Raw genomic sequence first — 17,572 nt, 5'->3', positions numbered from 1 at the left:
TGCAAGCCGCGCAACCATATTTAACATCAAAAAGCGCTGTTTGTAACTTTTCCATTGATATTTATAACGCCGATGCATAGGCTTCGGATAGGGGCAGGAGAGGGTCGGGTCCGACCATTGCCCCCTTGAACTGACAAGTGGAGGAGAACATGAACATGGCCATGCGCACGCGTCTATTGACGTCAGCCGCAGCGCTTGCAGCCGCGCTCGCTGCAACCGCGGGTTCTGCCCGCGCCACCGATCTGACTTTCGTCTGGCACGCAGGCACTTGCGCCGACGCGCTGACCACCATCGCCAAGGACTATCCGGACAAATCGGTAAGGATCGTGCCCGCGCTTGTCCCCTATGGCCCGCAGTGGCACGACAAGATCGCGTCCGAATTCGCCATCCAGGGCGACGCTTTCGACTTCGCAATGTGGGACAGCCAGTCCACCGCCGAGTTTGCCCAGCATGCCGTCAAGCTCAATGACATCTTCGAAAAGTCGACCTACCTGAAGGCCGACATCTTCCCGGCGGCTTCGCTCTCGCGTTATGGCGAGTATCCGGATGGCTCCGGGCAGTTCTTCGGCCTGCCGGCCAACCAGGATGCCTATGGCCTGACCTACCGCAAGGACCTGTTCGAGGATCCCAAGGAGAAGGAAGCCTTCAAGGCCAAGTACGGCAGGGACCTAGTGGTGCCGCAGACCTATCAGGACGCCAAGCAGGTGGCCGAGTTCTTCACGCGTCCCGACCAGGGGCTCTATGGCTGGGGCCAGATGGGCGGCCGCGACTATGACTTCGCGACCACGGCATCCAACTCCTTCCTCTGGTCGTTCGGCGGCGAGCTCTACAATCCGGAAACGATGGAAGTGAAGGGCTATCTCGACTCGCCGGCTTCGGTGGATGGGGTGCAGGCCTATGTCGATATGTTCAAGTATGGTCCGCCCGGATCGACCAACTGGGGCTTCGACGAGGTCAACACCGCGATCCAGCAAGGCCAGGTCGCCATGGCGATGCAGTGGTTCTATTTCAACGGGTCCAATGTCGATCCCAAGGTCAGCAAATTCGCCGACAAGATCGCATTTGGGGTTCTGCCGGGCGCGGTCGGCCGCGACAAAAAGTTCCGTCGCCAGTTCTCGGTCGGCGGCCAGGGCATGGGCATCAACAAGTACTCCAAGAAACTGCCCGAGCTGACCAAGTTCATGGAATGGTATTTTCAGCCCGAGCAGCAGAAGCGCTATGCCGCCGTCTGCCAGACCGGCCTGAAGCAGGTGCTGGAAAGCCCGGATTGGCAGGGGTTGAATTCCTACAACCGCCAGTTCTCCACCGCGCTGCAATACCTGAACGACTATTGGCACCTGCCTGAATATCCGGTGCTGCTCGACGAGCTGCAGCAGGAGATCTCAAACGCCGCCACCGGCGCCAAGACGGTGCAGCAGGCGCTTTCGGACGCCGCGGAAAAGAACGAGCGCACGCTCCAACGCGCCGGATACGAAATCAAGCGTGGCGACAAGACCCCGGAAGTGCCGGACGAGGTCATATCGCCGGTTGGCGTCGACGCGGTCGTTCCCGTCGAATAACGCCTTGACCCGAAGGGCACGCGGAGCGTCTTCCGCGTGCCCTTTCTCATCCCGTCCCAGGCAACAGAGCCCGCACCGCGCCGGCTCGAAGACAGGTCGTCATGACGCACTCCAAGACATCGACGATGGACCTTGCCGGCAGATGGCTGGTGCTGGGATTGCTCGCCATCTACACGGTCTACAATGTCGGCCCGATCTTCTGGCTGCTTTTGTCCTCGTTCAAGAGCCGCATGGATTTCTTCACCATGCCGCCGAAACTCTTCTTCACGCCGGACTTCAGCGGCTACCAGGCGGTCTTCGGCATCGGTGCGGCCAAGGACAGCGCTTCGGCGGTCGGGGTCCTCGACTCGTTGATCAACAGCATCATCGTCTCTGTCGCCGGCACGTCGCTCGCCGTCTTCTTCGGGACGCTGGCCGGCTATGTCTGCTCGCGCTTCAATTTCATCGGCAAGGGCGACTTCATGTTCTTCGTCCTGTCGACCCGCATGCTGCCGCCTGTAGCCGTTCTCGTCTTCTATCATCTGATGTTCGCGCGGCTCGGGCTCGCCGACACGCGCATCGGCCTCGTCCTCGTCTCGATCTTCGCCAATGTCGGTCTGGCCACCTGGATCATGAAGGGTTTCTTCGACGGCGTGCCGAAGGAAGTCGAGCAGATCGCCATCGTCAACGGTTACACGCGCATGTACGCATTCCTCAAACTGGTGCTGCCAATGGTGAAGGGCGGCATCGCCGCCACCGCCGGCTTCTGCTTCATTTTCGCCTGGAACGAGTTCGCCTTCGCATCCATCCTGACGACCACCCAGGCCAAGACCCTGCCCGTCAAGATTTCGGCCGCTTCCGGCGCAACCGGCATCGAGTGGACGCAGATATGCGCGGCCGGCGTCGTCCTCATCATTCCCGTGCTGATCTTCTTCTATCTCATCCGCAAACATCTGCTGATGGGAATGACCTTCGGCGTGCTGGGAAGGAGGTAGACCATGACTGCCACCAACACGCCTCTTGCACCCGAAGCGCAGGCCGCCGCTCACGTGGCGCGGCAGACGCAACTGCGCAAGCGCTCCTCTGGCCGCATGATGATCTTCGGCTTCCTGTCGCCGACGCTGGCGATCCTGATATTCATGGTCGCCTATCCGATCTTCTCGCTGATCTATTATTCGTTCTTCAATTTCTCGGCCTTGCGCCAGGGCACGATGAAGCCGGTCGGCTTCAACAACTACAAGTTCCTGCTTTCGGATCCCGATCTCTGGGACCGCTTCATATTCACCGGCAAGTTCGTGTTCATCTGCGTCACGCTGCAGATGCTGATCGGCATTTTCGTCGGCTACCAGATGCAGAAGAATTTCCGTGGCCGCGACGTCATCTTCACCATGCTGATGATGCCGATGATGCTGTCCCCGGTCGTGGTTGGCTTCCTGTGGCGCTACATGCTGAATTCGGAGTGGGGCGTCATCAATTTCCTGGTGTCGTCGGTCGGCTTCAGCAAGGTCGACTGGCTCGGCCAGACCAGCCCGGCGCTCTGGGCGGCGGCGGCCGCCGACACCTGGATGTGGACGCCCTTCATCGTGCTTCTGGCGACCGCCGCCTTCCGCGGCATTCCCGAGACCATTTACGAGGCGGCCGAGGTGGACGGCGCCAGCCCCGCCTATCGTTTCTTCCGCATCACGCTGCCGATGTCGGCGCCTGTGCTGTTCATCGCGCTGATCCTGCGCCTGATCGACAGCTTCAAGCAGTACGACCTTTTCGTCGCGCTGACAGGCGGCGGTCCGGGGTCGAGCACGGAGACGGTATCCTTCTCGGTGGCCAAGACGGCATTCAGCTATTTCTACACCGGGGAAGCGTCGGCGCTCGCGGTCATTCTTCTGGTCATCATTATCGGTCTGTCGATGATCCTTGTCCGGCACCTGACCAAGATGGGCGAGAAATACTGATGGCCGAGATCACTCTCAGGAACCTGAGCATCCAGTTCGGCGCCTTCAAGGCGGTGGACGACGTCAGCCTGACCGTGAAGAACGGCGAATTCGTCGTCTATCTCGGGCCCTCGGGCTGCGGCAAGACGACGACCCTGCGCTGCATCGCGGGCCTGGTGAAGGCAACCAGCGGCGACGTGCTGTTCGACGGTGCCGCCGTCAACGATCTGAGCGCCAGCGAGCGCAACATCGCCATGGTGTTCCAGTTCGTTTCGCTTTACCCGCATCTCAGCATCAAGGAAAATATCGTGTTTCCGCTGAAGGCGCGGGGCGTCGCGAGAGCCGAGATCGCGCGCAAGCTCGACTGGGTCACCGACATCTTCAAGCTCGGCGACGAGCTTGCCCGCTATCCCGGCGCGCTGCCACCCGGCGCAAGGCAGAAAGTGGCGCTTGCGCGTGCCGTCATCCGCGATCCGGCCGTCCTGCTGCTCGACGAGCCGCTGTCGGCGATCGACGAGCAGTTTCGTGAGGAAATGCGCTGGGAACTCGGGCATCTGCAGCGCCAGCTCGGCGTCACCACGATCTATGTCACGCACGACCAGCGCGAGGCCATGTCGCTCGCCGACCGCATCGTGCTCATGAACAACAGCCGCATCGTCCAGGTCTCGAATCCTGACCGCATGTTCTTCGAACCGGTCGACATCTTCGCCGGCCAGTTCATCGGCTCGCCGTCGATGAACCTCATCGACCTCGCGCCCGTCGAGGGCGGCCTGCGGCTGGGCGACAGCGACGTCACGCTGACCGCGGCGCGCGACCGGCTTCCCGACTGGGCTCTGTCGTCGAAGCGGCCATTGAAGCTCGGCGTGCGCCCGCTAAACGTGCACCTGACCGACGATCCGGCCGCCGGCGTCGCGATCGCGGTGGACGATGTCTTTTCCATCGGCCGCGAACGCTTCTTCTCGTTCCGCATCGGCGACACGATACACCAGGGTGTCGACAAGCGCCGGTCGCCATCGGGCTCCGTGATGCGCGTGCATTTCGATCCGGATGGCCTGCTGTTTTTCGATGCCGCCACCGGCCGGCGTGTCGACGCGGAGGTCGCGGCATGACCCCCAGGCCAATGCTCCAACTGAAGGGACTGAAGAAGTCCTATCGCGGAAAGACGGCGCTTCGCGGCCTTGACCTCACCGTCAATGACAACGAGATATTCGCGCTCCTCGGACCGACCGGCGCCGGCAAGAGCTCGACGCTGCTCGCCTCCGCCGGCCTGATCGATCTCGATGCCGGGCGCGTCGACCTTGCCGGGCGCGATGTGACCGAGTCCGACCCGGGCAGCCGCGACATCGCCATCGTGTTCGAGGGCTTCAACCTTCTGCCGGTGCTCGACGTCAAGGACAACATTGCCTTTGCGTTGCGCTCGCCGGCGTTTCGCGAATCCGAAGGCGAGATCAGCCTTCGCGTCGGCCGCACCGCGGAACTGCTGCGCATTTCTCATCTGCTCGATCGCGACGTGGACACGCTGTCGGGCGGCGAACGTCAACGTGTCGCCATCGCCCGCGCGCTGGTACGCCGCCCGGTGATGTTCCTGCTCGATGAGCCGCTGTCGGCGCTCGATCTAAAATTGCGCGAGGGCCTGCGCGCGGAACTGCGCCAGATCCACCGCCAGCATCGCTCGACGATGCTCTACGCCACGCACGACTATCATGGCGCCATCGCCATAGCCGACCGGATCGGCATCATCGACGGCGGTGTCATCCAGCAGGCGGGCACGATAGAGGACATATACCGGCTCCCGGCCAATGTCGTCGTCGGCCGATTGGTCGGCAGCCCTTCGATGGCCTTCTTCGAGGCCGGCATCGAGGACGGCCATGTCATCGTCAAGGGTGCGCGGCAGCGCATCCCGATCGGCGAGTTCGGCACGGTCGCCAGCGGCAGCGGCAAGGTGCTGCTGGGTGTCTGGCCGGAGGACATCGAGGTCGGCTCCGCCGATGCCGCCGGCGCCAGCACGGGCACGATCTATGCCGTGGACAATCGCGGCTTCGAGCGCGCCATCCAGGTCGACACATCGGGGGGTTCGTTCCGCAAGGTCGTTCCGCTGTCGATGCGCTTCACGCAGGGCGATGCCTGTTCATTCCGCATTCCGGAAGGCCGCGGCTTCCTGTTCGACGCAGCCGGCGGACGCCGCATCTCGCAGGCGGAGGGTGCCCGCTGATGGGTCCGTTGTTCAGCAAGAAATGGTTTTATCGCCTGGCGAGCGTGCTGATCCTTGGCGGCTTCGCCATGCTCTGCCAGCCCTTCACGCACAGGCTTTTCGTCATCGGTTTCCCGGTGCTGCTTGCCGGGGTTGTGCTTTTCATGATCCTGGATCACGTGCCCGACGGGCGGCCGGAAACCGAGGAGGAAGACCGTGGCTAATCCGAAGAAAATCCTTAACGACGTCAAGCGCGTCGTACCAGAAATGATCGAGGGGCTGGCGCTTGCCAATGACGGCCGTGTCTACAAGCTCGACGGCAAGCCGGCGCTGATCCGCAAGGACATCCCGGACGGCAAGGTGGCGCTGCTCATCGGCGGAGGCTCGGGCCACGAGCCGCTTTTCCATGGCTTCGTCGGCAAGAACATGGGTGACGGCGCCGCCTGCGGCAACGTCTTTGCCGCGCCCTCGCCCGATGTGATCGCGGCCGCGGCCAAGGCGGTGCATCGCGGCAAGGGCGTCCTGTTTCTCTACGGCAACTATGCCGGCGACAACATGAATTTCGACATGGCCGTGGAACTGCTCGAGGACGACGGCATCGAGGTCCGCACCGTGCGGGTCTGCGACGATGTCGCTGCCGCGCCGCCCGAACGGATGCACGACCGCCGCGGCATCGCGGGCGACATCTACATGATCAAGGTCGCGGGCGGCGCAGCCAGCGAGCTTGACACGCTCGACGAGGTCGAACGCGTCGCGCGCAAGGCACAGGGTTGGGTGCGCAGCATGGGCGTGGCGGTCTCCGCGGGATCGATCCCGGAGACCGGCAAGCTGACCTTCGAACTCGGGGACGACGAGATCGAAGTCGGCATGGGAGCCCATGGCGAAGCCGGCATCGCGCGCCAGAAGCTGAAATCGGCCGATGCGATCGCCGACGAGCTCATGGACAAGATCCTCGCCGACCTGCCGTTCGCCAGGGGCGACGAGGTTGCCTTGATGATCAACAATCTCGGCGCCACCACCATGATGGAGATGCTGATCGTCAACCGGCGTATCCGTGCGATCCTGGAGCGCGAAGGCATCTCGGTCCACCGCACCGATGTCGGCACATGGCTGACCGTGCAGGAAATGGCCGGTTTCTCGGTGACGCTTATGAAGCTCGACGACGAGTTGAAACACTATCTCGACATGCCGGCGGAATCGCTCGGCTATTCAAGGATGTAACGGCGATGATCGAAACGCTCGATGCCATCGCTGCGCGCGAGATGATGCGCTCCGTCGCGCAATCCCTGATCGACCAGACCGACGTGCTGACCGAGGCCGATCTGACCATCGGCGATGGCGACCATGGCGTCGGCATGCGCCGCGGCTTCGAGGCCGCGCTCGAAGCGCTCGACGCCGGCGCCGCGGAAAGTGCCGAAGCCGCCTACAAGGCGGTCGGCACCGCCATCCTGTCCAATACCGGCGGTGCGGCGGGTGCTGTGTTCGGCACGCTGTTTCGCGCCGGCTCCAAGGCCTTCGCGGCATCCGAGGTCATCGACGACGCCTCGTTCGCGATGGCGCTGGAAGAGGGCCTTGCGGCGGTGCTGAAGCGTGGCGGCGTGACCGAGGGCCAGAAGACCATGGTCGACGCGCTTGCCCCGGCCGCGCGCGCCGCGCGCGCCGCCGTTGGCAAGGGCCTCGCCGCCGCGACGGCGGCCGCCACACAGGGCGCGCTGGATGGGGTCGAGGCCAGCAAGGCAATGATAGCGACGACGGGAAAGGCGCGCTCGGTTGGCGAGCGCAGCATTGGCTACCCGGATCCGGGCGCGATCTCGGTTTCGCTCATTCTGAAGGCAATGCAGGACTTCACGGCCAGGGCTTGACCCTGCCGGTTAGGCGAAAAGGACTTCGACATGGCTGATCTCGACGACATCAAGGACGGCAAGGACTGGGGCCGGGACCGTCCCGCCGACACCAGCCGCTTCTACCTCAAGGGAGCGGCGCATCACGACTGGGGCATGAAGGCGAGGCTGTCGCGCATCTTCAATCCCGACAGTGGCAGGACAGTCATGCTCGCCTTCGACCATGGCTATTTCCAGGGTCCGACGACCGGCCTTGAGCGGATGGACCTGACGATCGCGCCGCTTGCCCAACACGCCGATGTGCTGATGTGCACGCGCGGCGGCCTGCGCGCCACGATACAGCCGGAAGTCAACAAGCCCGTTGTGCTGCGTTGCTCGGGCGGTAACTCGATTCTGACGGAACTGTCCAACGAACTGGTGGCGGTCGACATCGACGATGCGATCCGCCTCGGCGCGGTGGCCATGGCCGCCCAGGTCTATGTTGGTGCCGAATACGAGCACAAATCCATTTCCAATGTCGTCAAACTCATCGACACCGGCACGCGCTATGGCATTCCCACGATGGCGGTTACCGGCGTCGGCAAGGACATGGTGCGCGATGCCCGCTATTTCGGCCTGGCAACGCGCATCGCGGCTGAGCTCGGAGCCCAGTTCGTGAAATCCTACTATGTCGACGAGGGCTTCGAGCGCATCGTGCTTGGCTGTCCGGTGCCGATCGTGATTGCCGGCGGCAAGAAGCTGCCGGAGCGCGAGGCGCTTCAGATGGCGTGGCTGGCGATCGACCAGGGCGCGGCCGGTGTGGACATGGGCCGCAACGTCTTCCAGTCGTCGAACCCCGTCGCCATGCTCAAGGCGCTCGCCGCCATCGTTCATCGCGGCGAGAAGGCGGACAAGGCCTATGCCATGTTCCGCGATCTGGAAACGGCAGAGGCAGCTTGACGATGACCCTCGACGAGGCATCACGCGACGTGGCCCTCAAGCCGATGCAGGGCAAGGTCGTGGCTGTAACCGGCGCGGCGAGCGGGATAGGCCGCGAGATTGCGCGCGTCTTTGCCCGGGCGGGTGCCGCTGTCGCGACGCTGGACATCAATGATGCCGCACTCGGGTCGCTCGCCGCCGAATATGGCTGCCGGCCATACCGGTGCGACGTGACGGATGCGGCGTCGGTGAAGCGCGTGCTCGAACTGGCGGCGGATGAGCTGGGCGGCCTTGATATCCTCGTCTCCAACGCCGGCTCGGCCCAGCAAGGCGCCATCGGCGACCTGCCGATGGAGGAGTTGCGGCGAAGCTTCGAACTGAACTTCTTCGGCCACCAGAACGCCTGCCAGGCGGCGATACGGATCTTTCGACGCCAAGGCAGGGGCGGCGCGATCCTGTTCAACATTTCCAACCAGTCCGTCAATCCGGGAAAGGATTTCGGTCCGTACGGCATACCCAAGGCCGCGACGCTGGCCTTGATGAAGCAATATGCGGTCGACCATGGCCGCGAGGGGATCCGCGCCAATGGCATCAATGCGGGGCGTATCCGCTCCGGCCTGATGACCGATCAGATGATCGTTGAGCGTGCCAGCGCGCGCGGGATGACCCCGCACGAATACATGGCCGGCAATCTGCTCGGAGTAGAGGTAACGGCAAGCGATATTGCCAACGCATTCCTGCATCTGGCTCAGATGGACAAGGTCAACGCGGCCGTCCTCACTGTCGACGGCGGCGTAATGGCAACATCGCTGCGATAGCTCAAAGCTTCGAACAGCGAGGCGCATTGCCAAGGTCGGAGGCTCGCGCCTTTCGCAACGCCACGTGCAACGCGGAGCTATCGCTCAATTGCTCGCCAGCCAGATCCAGTCGAGTTAGGACGATGAGCGACGATAGAGGGATTGGCACGACAAGGCGCGGAGGCGGCGCTGCTTTCCAACGGACCGATAGTCGGCGGCCTGCTGGCAGTTGCAGCGGTGTTGACGGGCTTGCTGGCGTGGCGGATCCCCATGATGTTTTCCTGTGTGAAAGGCTGAAGGGAGGGATTGCCGATTGCACGAACGCGTCCATAGTCGCGGGGATGGGGGCGCAGTACGTTGATCTCGTTTTGCTTGAGCAGTCGCTGGCCGATACCGGGGGGTTGAATCGCCCGTTCTCCGATCGTGTGGGCGACATTGCGCAGAAGACCGCCGGCTCCGTGTTGTTCGACGTTCGCGTCGACGGCGATCCTGGCATTCAACGGATCGCGGCAATCGGCTACGGGGCGGAGGGGGTCGTCGCGGTCGTCATGGATAGGGACGGAGGACTTGCTTCAGCGCCAGTCGACGGAGGCAGCTACGCTCTGATCGCGGAGCTGAGCGCCTGGTGCGCGTTGCCGATGGCCGAGCAGATAAGCGCCAGCTACCTCGAGGCGGCGACCAAGCTGCTTGCCGAGCTTGCCAAGGCTGGCCGCATCGACCGTGACGGGCCGGCCTCCGTCGGTGGCAGCGAGACGTCTTGAAATGCCGTCACCGCCGGGCGAGGCAACGAACTCCCGGCCGGTCATGGGCTCAGCACATCTTCGTAGGCAAACAGGCCGGGTACGCCACCCGTATGAACGAAGACCACGTTCTGACCGGCACGGAAGCGTCCCGTTCTCACGAGATCGATCAGGCCGGCCATGGCCTTGCCGGTGTAGACCGGATCGAGGAGCAACGCCTCCAGCCTTGCGCACAGGTCGATGGCTTCGCGCATGGCTTCGGTCGGCAGCCCATAGCCTGGTCCCACATACCCGTCGAGAACGTCCACCTGCTCTCGCTTTATCACGACGGAAGCTCCGAGCTTGGTGACCGTCTCGCCGCACAATTCGTGCACGCGCGCTTCGATCACATCGCTCGGTTCGGCCGAGCTGATGCCGACCACGGGCGTCTGATGCCCCAGGACGGCGAGGCCAACGAGAAGGCCGGCTTGCGTGGCACCGCTGCCGGTACAGTGGACGATCGCGTCGACCGTCAAACTGCTGTCGCTGCCTTGTCGAACAAGCTCCTCGGCGCAGCCGACATAGCCAAGCGCTCCGGTCGCGGTCGAGCCGCCGATGGGCATGACAAAAGGCTTTCCGCCGCGCTCACGGATGTCCTCGGCAAGACGTTCAAGTTCGATCGCGGGGATTGTATCACCGGAGACGAAGTGCAGTTCGGCCCCGAACATCCGGTCGAGCAGAACATTTCCGGTGCGGTCGTAGCCCGGCGTGTTGCGCGCGACGTTGCGCGACAAAACCAGTTCGCAGCGCAATCCGTGTCGCGCCGCCACCGCCGCGGTCTGACGGCAATGGTTTGACTGTACGCCGCCGGCCGTCACCAGTGTGTCGGCACCAGAAGCCATGGCCTCGGCAACGAGAAATTCGAGCTTGCGCGTCTTGTTGCCGCCGAGCGCCATACCCGTGCAGTCGTCGCGCTTGACGAAGAGGTTGGGTCCGCCAAGGTGGCGCGACAGCGCGGTCATCGGCTCAAGCGGCGTGGGCGTGTGACAGAAGCGTGATCGAGGGATCGTATCCGGCAACATGGGCGCCTCAACGGTCATTCAGGTTGGTCGTGGTGCATGAAGCGGGCCGGCGACAATGGGCTTCGGCTTCAAGCACGGTCACCTGTCGACCGGGCGCCAGAAAGAACGCCGCCGAGGCGCCGGCCATGCCGCCGTCGATCATAAGAAAGTGCTGCATGGCCTCCCTCGCGCAAGTGCCGGCAGCCAAGCAGAATATTTCCGATCGGTCAAACATCTTTCCTATGATAAAGGCCGCGTCGCTTGCGAGTCGACTTTGTTCGGTCTCAACCCTAGACTGCGGCCAATGCAAAAAAGGTCAGCCATGAGCGATTCGAAGCCAAGTCTGGGAGAATGCCTCAAACTGCTGCGCCGGGAGCGGGGCTGGACACTGACGCAGGTCGCCCAGATGTCGGGGCTCGCCATCTCCACCCTGTCGAAGGTCGAGAACAACCAGATGTCGCTGACCTATGACAAGCTGCTGCAGCTTGCCCAAGGGCTCAAGGTCGACATAACCGAGCTTTTCGGCGTGAGAAAGGCCAGCGTCTCTCCCATCGCGCACGGCGCGCGTGCCGTCTCCCGGCTTGAGGACGGACGGATCGTCGAGACCCCCAACTACGTCTATCGCTTTCTGTGCACGGAGCTGTCGCGCAAGGAAATGATTCCCATGCTGGGGGCAGTCACCCAGCAAAGCATAGAAACGTTCGGCGAGCTTATCCGTCATCCCGGCCAGGAGTTCACCTATGTTCTCGAGGGCGAAGTCGAGCTGCATACCGACGTCTACGAAACGCTGAGGCTGAAGACAGGAGAGTCGGTCTACTTCGAAAGCACAATGGGCCACGCCTATGTCAGCGTCGGCGACACTCCGGCCCGGATCCTGTGCGTGTGCACGTCGGCATCCGGCCAGTCGGAGCAGACCCTCATCGGCGGCGCCAGGGGCGTGCGCCCTCATGACGAGCGCGAGACTGTCGACGCGGAAATGACACTTGGCTAATTAGAAAAATCTCTTTCCTATCAGAAAAATCGGCTTGCCATCCGAAATGCGGGTGTTAGCGTGTGCGAAAGGCATCCCTCGGTGATCCCGTGAGAGATGCAAAACACAAGCTCGAGGGGAGCGCATCATGTTGTTACGTCGCCTGCCGACTTTTGCGGCATTTGCCGCTTTGACAGCCTTGACTTTCGCGGGACCGAGCTGGGCCACCGACAAGGATGTCCTAGTTATCGACAAGGCCGAGGATCCGCCCACGGCCGACCCCGGCGTCGAGGTCTCCAACAACGGCTATACGCTGATCTTTCCGGCCTACGAGCGTCTGGTGAAATATAACGGCGCCAAGACCGAGGTCATTCCGGAGCTTGCCGAGAGCTGGACCACGGCGCCCGACAACCTCAGCTGGACATTCAAGCTGGCGTCGGGACACATGTTCGACGATGGTTCGCCGGTCGATGCCGCCGCGGTCAAATATTCATTCGACCGCGTGAAGAAGCTGGCGGCTGGCCCTGGCGACATGTTCCCGACCGTCAAGGACGTCGTCATTGTCGACCCGCGGACCGTGAAGTTCGAATTATCGGCGCCATTCGCACCGTTCCTGTCGGCGCTCGCCACGTCGGCCGGGTCGATCATCAATCCGAAGGCGCAAGAGCACGCGGTCAACGGCGACGACGCGAAAGCCTGGCTCGCCGAGCACACCGCCGGCAGCGGCGCTTTCAAGATCTCGGCCTGGGAGCGCAACCAGCAGATCACGCTCGATCCCAATCCCCACTATGCCGGCAAGAAGCCGGCTTTCAAGCAGGTCATATTCAAGATCGTACGCGAGATGTCGTCGCGTCGCCTGCAACTGGAGAACGGAGACGCCGACCTGATCGACCAGGTTCCGGTCGACCAGGCCGAGGCCATGAAATCGAGCGCGGGGGTGGTCATCGAGAGCAATCCCAGCCTCTATGTCATCTATCTCTATCTGAACAACAAGAAGGCCCCCTTCGACAATCCGAAGGTCCGTCAGGCCATATCCTATGCGGCCGACTACAAGGGGCTGGTCGATGGCGTCATGCAGGGCCAGGCCGAACAGATGCGCGGGGCTGTCCCGGACGGCATGTGGGGCCATGACCCGCAGGGCATGCAGTACAGCTACGATCTGGAGAAGGCCAAGCAATTGCTTGCCGACGCCGGTGTTTCCAATCTGCACATCAGCTTCACCTATTCGCAGGCTGACTCCGCCTGGGAGCCGGTTGGACTTGCGCTGCAGGCTTCGCTCGCCGAAATCGGCGTCACGATGGACATGAAGAATGTCGCCGACACGACAAAGCGCGAGCTGGTCGCCAAGGGCGACTACGACATAGCGACCGGCGCCTGGACGCCCGATTTCGCCGATCCGTTCATGTTCATGAACATCTGGTTCGACCCGACCAAGATGGGCGCGCCGGGCAACCGGGCCTTCTATGAAAACCCGAAAGTGACCGATTTGATCACCCAGGCGCTCGCGACCGTCGACCAGAAGAAGCGTGAGCAGCTCTATATCGATGCGCAGAAAATCACCAACGAGGATGCGCCATACGTCCTTCTGTTCCAGAAGAACGACATCTTCGCCATGCGATCCTCGGTGAAAGGGTACGTTTACAATCCGATGCTGATCCAGGTCTACAACATCGCCGATATGTCCAAGTCCGAATAGAAATCGGCGCCGAAGGTATGTCGCTAATTTCAACGATCCTTCGGCGCCTCGTGCTGCTGGTGTTCGTCGTGGCTGGTGTCGCGATCATCACCTTCACGATTTCGCATTTGATCCCCGGCGATCCGGCGCAGCTGATCGCCGGGGACAAGGCTTCAGCCCAGACATTGGCGCATGTGCGCCAGGAGCTTGGCCTGGACAAACCCGTTACCCAGCAGTTTGTCATCTACGTCAAGCAACTCCTGTCGGGCGATCTCGGCCAGTCCTTGCGGACGCGGCGCCCGGTGGCCGGCGATATTGCCCTGTTCCTGCCCGCCACGCTTGAGCTCGGCATCGCCGCGCTGGTGATGGCGATCATGATTGGCGTGCCGCTCGGCGTGCTTTCGGCAATCTACAAGGATGGACCGGTCGACCAGGCAGCCCGTGTCGTATCGGTCGCCGGCATTTCAATGCCGGTATTCTGGTTCGGACTGGCGCTCATCCTCCTGTTCTATGTCAAGATACCGATCCTGCCGGGCAGCGGCCGCATCACGCTTGGCATCGCCGCGCCGCCGCGCATCACCGGCTTCTTCCTGGTCGACTCGCTTGTCGCCGGCGACCTGAAAGCCTTCTGGTCGTCGCTCTATCACCTCGTCCTGCCGGCCTTTGTCCTCGCCTTCGCCAATCTCGGCATCATCACGCGCCAGATCCGGGCCTCGATGCTGGACGTCCTGCAGGAGGATTATGTCCGCACCGCGCGTGCGAATGGTTTGTCGCGGTCGGCGGTCATCCTGCGGCACGCCTTGCCCAATGCCCTGATCCCGTCGGTGACGCTGCTTGGCCTCGCCTTCGGTGATCTGCTCTACGGCGCGGTGCTGACCGAAACGATCTTCGCGTGGCCAGGCATGGGGAGTTATGTGGTGTCATCGATCCAGACGCTGGATTTTCCCGCGGTCATGGGCTTCACCATTGTCGCTTCGCTGGGGTACGTGCTGATCAATCTCGCGGTCGATCTGACCTATATGGTGCTCGACCCACAGATCAGGGAACTCGGCTGATGGCGGCGGATGGCATCGCCACCTCGCCCCGGCCGGCATCGCGGCTTCGCATGGGACGGTTGTGGTATCGCGTGAAGGGAAGTCCCCTCACCCTGGTCGGCGCCGCGATCGCGCTGCTGGTCCTGTTTGTGATCATGGCCGCGCCCCTGCTGGCGCCCTACCCGCCCGACAAGATCTCGCTTTCAGCAAGGCTTGCCGCGCCCAGCCTGCAGCACCTCTTCGGCACCGATGAGGTTGGGCGCGACCTGTTTTCGCGGGTGCTCTTCGGCGCGCGCGCGTCCTGCGGCATCGCCTTTGCCATCGTCATCATCTCGACCGTCATCGGCTCGATCATCGGCTGCCTGTCCGGAGTTGTCGGCGGCATCGTCGATACCGCGATCATGCGGCTGATGGATGTCTTCCTGGCGCTGCCGGCACTCATCCTCGCCATGGCGCTGGCCGCCGCGTTGGGACCGAGCCTGTTCAACGCCATGCTGGCCGTCGCCGTGGTGCGGGTGCCCGCCTATGTGCGGCTGGCGCGTGGGCAGACGCTGTCGCTGCGCAACCGCACCTACGTGAAGGCATCGCGCAGCTTCGGGGCTTCGCCTGCCTATATGCTGCGCTGGCACATACTGCCCAACGCCCTGTCACCCATCATCGTCCAGGCGACACTGGATCTCGGCGGCACCATCCTGACGGCCGCGGCCTTGAGCTTCATCGGCCTCGGCGCCCAGCCGCCAACGTCCGAGTGGGGTTCCATGGTGTCGAGCGGCCGCAATTATTTCCTCGACCAGTGGTGGTATGTCACCTTTCCCGGCCTGGCCATTCTGATCAGCGCGATGGGTTTCAACCTGCTGGGTGACGGATTGCGCGACATGCTCGATCCGAGGCTGGGTGGCCGATGACCGAACCGTCCGGCGATGTCCTGCTCGAAATCACCGATCTTTCGCTCGAGTTCCGCACCTATCGCGGGCCGATCAAGGCGCTGAACGGGGTCAGCCTCAATGTCCGTGCCGGCGAGATCGTCGGCATCGTGGGGGAATCCGGGTGCGGCAAATCGGTGACCATGATGGCGGCTACGCGGCTTTTGCCCAAGGGGAGCGCGCACATTACCGGAGGCGGCATCCGTCTGTTCGGCAGCGATCCGATGAAGCTCAGCGAGCGCGAACTCCAGCATGTGCGCGGGCGGCAGGTGTCGACCATCTTCCAGGAACCGATGAACGCCCTCAACCCGACCCGACGGATCGGCGAGCAGATCGTCGAGGTCATCCGCCGCCACCAGCGTCTCGACAACGCCGCAGCGACGAGCAAGGCCTCGGGCCTGCTGCGCGACATGCTGATCAGCGAGCCGGAGCGGATCATGCAGGCCTATCCGTTCGAGCTTTCCGGAGGCATGCGGCAGCGCGTGCTGATTGCCATGGCCTTTTCCTGCGAACCCAGGCTCATCATCGCCGACGAGCCGACGACGGCACTCGATGTGACGGTGCAGGCGCTGATCCTGGGCCTCATCAAGCACAAGGCGATGAGCACGGGAACGGCCGTCGTTTTCATATCGCATGACATGGCCGTGGTGTCGCAGCTTTGCGACCGGCTCTACGTGCTTTATGCGGGACGGGTCGCGGAAGCCGGAACGACCGCGTCGGTGCTGGCGGCGCCAGCCCATCCCTACACGCGCGCCTTGATACGCTGTCTGCCGGGGCTGGCACCACCCAAGCAGCCGCTGGAACAGATCCCCGGTACCTTGCCCGACCTGCTTGACCCGCCTGCCGGCTGCCTCTTTCGGGCCCGCTGCCGCGAGGCGGATGATCGTTGCGGCTCGGTGCCGCCGCTGGCTGCCATGGAGCCTACCCGCCGTGCCGCCTGCTGGCGCCGTATCGAGGAGACGCAAGCCGCGTGACCGAGCTTCCCCTCCTTTCCGTCGAAGACCTGGAAGTCCGCTACCGCGTCACCTCGGGCTGGTTCGGTGGCGCCGACGTCCATGCCGTCAACGGCGTGTCGTTCAGCGTCGCCGAAGGCGAGACGATCGGCATTGTCGGGGAATCCGGCTGCGGAAAAACCACGCTTGGACAGGCGATCCTCGGCCTGACCGGCATTTCCGCGGGTGCGATCAAACTCAGGGGAACTGAACGGGACCGCGCACGGCGCACCCAGTTGCAGATCATCTTCCAGGACCCCCAATCGTCGCTCGATCCGCGGCTTCCGGTCTGGCGCCTGATCACCGAACCTCTGCACATTCGCGGCGGCTACACCCGCAAGCAACTGATCGAGCGCGCAACCGAACTGGCCGTCTCGGTCGGCTTGCGGCCGGAGCATGTCGATCGCTATCCGCACGAATTCTCGGGCGGCCAGCGCCAGCGCATCGCGATTGCCAGGGCGCTCGCCGTCGAACCGGCGCTGCTGGTCCTCGATGAGCCGACCTCGGCGCTGGACGTGTCGGTGCAGGCGCAGATCGTCAACCTGCTGCTGTCGCTGCAGGCGGAGCGCAAACTATCCTATGTGCTCATCTCGCATGACGTGTCGCTGGTGCGCCACGTGGCCGATCGTGTCGCCGTCATGTATCTCGGCCAGATCGTCGAAGAAGGCCCGACACTCGACGTGCTTGACGCTCCCAGGCATCCCTATACCAGGACGCTCCTCGATGCCGTTCCGAGTTTCGATCGTCCACTGAACTCGATCGCGCCGCGCGCCGGCGAATTGCCGAGCAACCGGACGCTGCCGACCGGCTGCTTCTTCCGGGAGCGCTGCCCTTCCGCGACGGCCGGCTGCGAACTGCCGCAGGTTCTGGTAGCCGCCGACGGATCGCGAACAGTCCGCTGTCATCTGGTCACGCGCGCAAACGACACCGCGTTGCCACGCACGGCGCCTCGGCCGGTGTTTTCCTCCCCCGAATGATGCGATTG

At 63.2% G+C, this 17,572-nt stretch carries 19 protein-coding genes; 17 read left to right on the top strand and 2 right to left on the bottom strand.

Annotated features, from left to right (window positions below; translation table 11 throughout):
* Positions 1 to 149 precede the first annotated feature (149 nt).
* The 11 genes from EB230_RS13200 (at position 150) to EB230_RS13150 (ending at position 9,974) form a co-directional block, all read left to right on the top strand.
* Positions 150 to 1,559: an extracellular solute-binding protein gene (locus EB230_RS13200; RefSeq protein WP_056570767.1), complete on the top strand. Its 1,410-nt coding sequence runs from the start codon at positions 150 to 152 to the stop codon at positions 1,557 to 1,559.
* Between the two features lie 101 nt (positions 1,560 to 1,660).
* The gene (locus EB230_RS13195; protein ID WP_081294842.1) at positions 1,661 to 2,533 is read left to right on the top strand and encodes a carbohydrate ABC transporter permease; all 873 of its coding nucleotides are present in this window, start codon (positions 1,661 to 1,663) and stop codon (positions 2,531 to 2,533) included.
* A 3-nt stretch (positions 2,534 to 2,536) separates the two neighbouring features.
* The gene (locus EB230_RS13190) at positions 2,537 to 3,487 is read left to right on the top strand and encodes a sugar ABC transporter permease (protein ID WP_172372595.1); all 951 of its coding nucleotides are present in this window, start codon (positions 2,537 to 2,539) and stop codon (positions 3,485 to 3,487) included.
* Positions 3,487 to 4,575 (top strand): ABC transporter ATP-binding protein, encoded by a 1,089-nt coding sequence (locus EB230_RS13185; protein WP_140774302.1) that lies wholly within the window; start codon positions 3,487 to 3,489, stop codon positions 4,573 to 4,575. The genes EB230_RS13190 and EB230_RS13185 overlap by 1 nt, the downstream gene beginning before the upstream one ends.
* Positions 4,572 to 5,678: an ABC transporter ATP-binding protein gene (locus tag EB230_RS13180; RefSeq protein WP_172372593.1), complete on the top strand. Its 1,107-nt coding sequence runs from the start codon at positions 4,572 to 4,574 to the stop codon at positions 5,676 to 5,678. The genes EB230_RS13185 and EB230_RS13180 overlap by 4 nt, the downstream gene beginning before the upstream one ends.
* Positions 5,678 to 5,881 (top strand): hypothetical protein, encoded by a 204-nt coding sequence (locus tag EB230_RS13175; RefSeq protein WP_056570758.1) that lies wholly within the window; start codon positions 5,678 to 5,680, stop codon positions 5,879 to 5,881. The genes EB230_RS13180 and EB230_RS13175 overlap by 1 nt, the downstream gene beginning before the upstream one ends.
* Positions 5,882 to 5,924: 43 nt before the next feature.
* The gene (locus EB230_RS13170; protein WP_056570756.1) at positions 5,925 to 6,878 is read left to right on the top strand and encodes a dihydroxyacetone kinase subunit DhaK; all 954 of its coding nucleotides are present in this window, start codon (positions 5,925 to 5,927) and stop codon (positions 6,876 to 6,878) included.
* 5 nt (positions 6,879 to 6,883) lie between these two features.
* A complete protein-coding gene (gene dhaL / locus EB230_RS13165; protein ID WP_172372591.1) occupies positions 6,884 to 7,519 on the top strand; it encodes a dihydroxyacetone kinase subunit DhaL in 636 nt (211 codons plus the stop codon).
* Positions 7,520 to 7,549: 30 nt separating this feature from the next.
* Positions 7,550 to 8,437: a 3-hydroxy-5-phosphonooxypentane-2,4-dione thiolase gene (lsrF, locus tag EB230_RS13160; protein WP_140774305.1), complete on the top strand. Its 888-nt coding sequence runs from the start codon at positions 7,550 to 7,552 to the stop codon at positions 8,435 to 8,437.
* A 2-nt stretch (positions 8,438 to 8,439) separates the two neighbouring features.
* Positions 8,440 to 9,234, top strand: coding sequence for an SDR family oxidoreductase (locus tag EB230_RS13155; RefSeq protein ID WP_172372589.1), 795 nt, complete (start codon positions 8,440 to 8,442; stop codon positions 9,232 to 9,234).
* A 236-nt stretch (positions 9,235 to 9,470) separates the two neighbouring features.
* The gene (locus EB230_RS13150) at positions 9,471 to 9,974 is read left to right on the top strand and encodes a hypothetical protein (RefSeq protein ID WP_244494058.1); all 504 of its coding nucleotides are present in this window, start codon (positions 9,471 to 9,473) and stop codon (positions 9,972 to 9,974) included.
* A 41-nt stretch (positions 9,975 to 10,015) separates the two neighbouring features.
* Here EB230_RS13150 and EB230_RS13145 read toward each other — a convergent pair whose 3' ends face one another.
* Both EB230_RS13145 and EB230_RS13140 read right to left on the bottom strand, forming a co-directional pair.
* Positions 10,016 to 11,032, bottom strand: coding sequence for a D-cysteine desulfhydrase (locus EB230_RS13145; protein ID WP_246738941.1), 1,017 nt, complete (start codon positions 11,030 to 11,032; stop codon positions 10,016 to 10,018).
* Positions 11,022 to 11,171, bottom strand: a complete 150-nt coding sequence (locus EB230_RS13140; RefSeq protein WP_172372587.1) for a hypothetical protein — start codon at positions 11,169 to 11,171, stop codon at positions 11,022 to 11,024. The genes EB230_RS13145 and EB230_RS13140 overlap by 11 nt, the downstream gene beginning before the upstream one ends.
* 144 nt (positions 11,172 to 11,315) lie before the next feature.
* Between EB230_RS13140 and EB230_RS13135 the strand changes: the two genes are divergently transcribed.
* The 6 genes from EB230_RS13135 (at position 11,316) to EB230_RS13110 (ending at position 17,564) form a co-directional block, all read left to right on the top strand.
* The gene (locus tag EB230_RS13135; RefSeq protein ID WP_172372585.1) at positions 11,316 to 11,984 is read left to right on the top strand and encodes an XRE family transcriptional regulator; all 669 of its coding nucleotides are present in this window, start codon (positions 11,316 to 11,318) and stop codon (positions 11,982 to 11,984) included.
* A 127-nt stretch (positions 11,985 to 12,111) separates the two neighbouring features.
* Complete coding sequence (locus tag EB230_RS13130) at positions 12,112 to 13,659, top strand: ABC transporter substrate-binding protein (RefSeq protein ID WP_172372583.1); 1,548 nt, start codon at positions 12,112 to 12,114, stop codon at positions 13,657 to 13,659.
* Between the two features lie 17 nt (positions 13,660 to 13,676).
* Positions 13,677 to 14,693 carry an ABC transporter permease gene (locus tag EB230_RS13125; RefSeq protein WP_056570740.1) on the top strand — a complete coding sequence of 339 codons (1,017 nt, stop codon included), beginning with the start codon at positions 13,677 to 13,679 and terminating at the stop codon, positions 14,691 to 14,693.
* Positions 14,693 to 15,577, top strand: a complete 885-nt coding sequence (gene ddpC / locus EB230_RS13120) for a D,D-dipeptide ABC transporter permease (protein WP_056570738.1) — start codon at positions 14,693 to 14,695, stop codon at positions 15,575 to 15,577. Before EB230_RS13125 ends, ddpC begins: the two co-directional genes overlap by 1 nt.
* A complete protein-coding gene (locus EB230_RS13115) occupies positions 15,574 to 16,569 on the top strand; it encodes an ABC transporter ATP-binding protein (protein ID WP_172372581.1) in 996 nt (331 codons plus the stop codon). The genes ddpC and EB230_RS13115 overlap by 4 nt, the downstream gene beginning before the upstream one ends.
* Entirely contained in the window at positions 16,566 to 17,564 is a 999-nt protein-coding gene (locus EB230_RS13110) for an ABC transporter ATP-binding protein (RefSeq protein ID WP_082582629.1), read from the top strand. The genes EB230_RS13115 and EB230_RS13110 overlap by 4 nt, the downstream gene beginning before the upstream one ends.
* Positions 17,565 to 17,572: the final 8 nt, after the last annotated feature.

Origin of the sequence: Mesorhizobium sp. NZP2234 (assembly GCF_013170765.1) — a bacterium.
In the GTDB taxonomy this organism is placed as follows: Bacteria; Pseudomonadota; Alphaproteobacteria; order Rhizobiales; family Rhizobiaceae; genus Mesorhizobium; species Mesorhizobium loti_D.
This window is presented reverse-complemented; position numbering and strand designations above follow the sequence as displayed.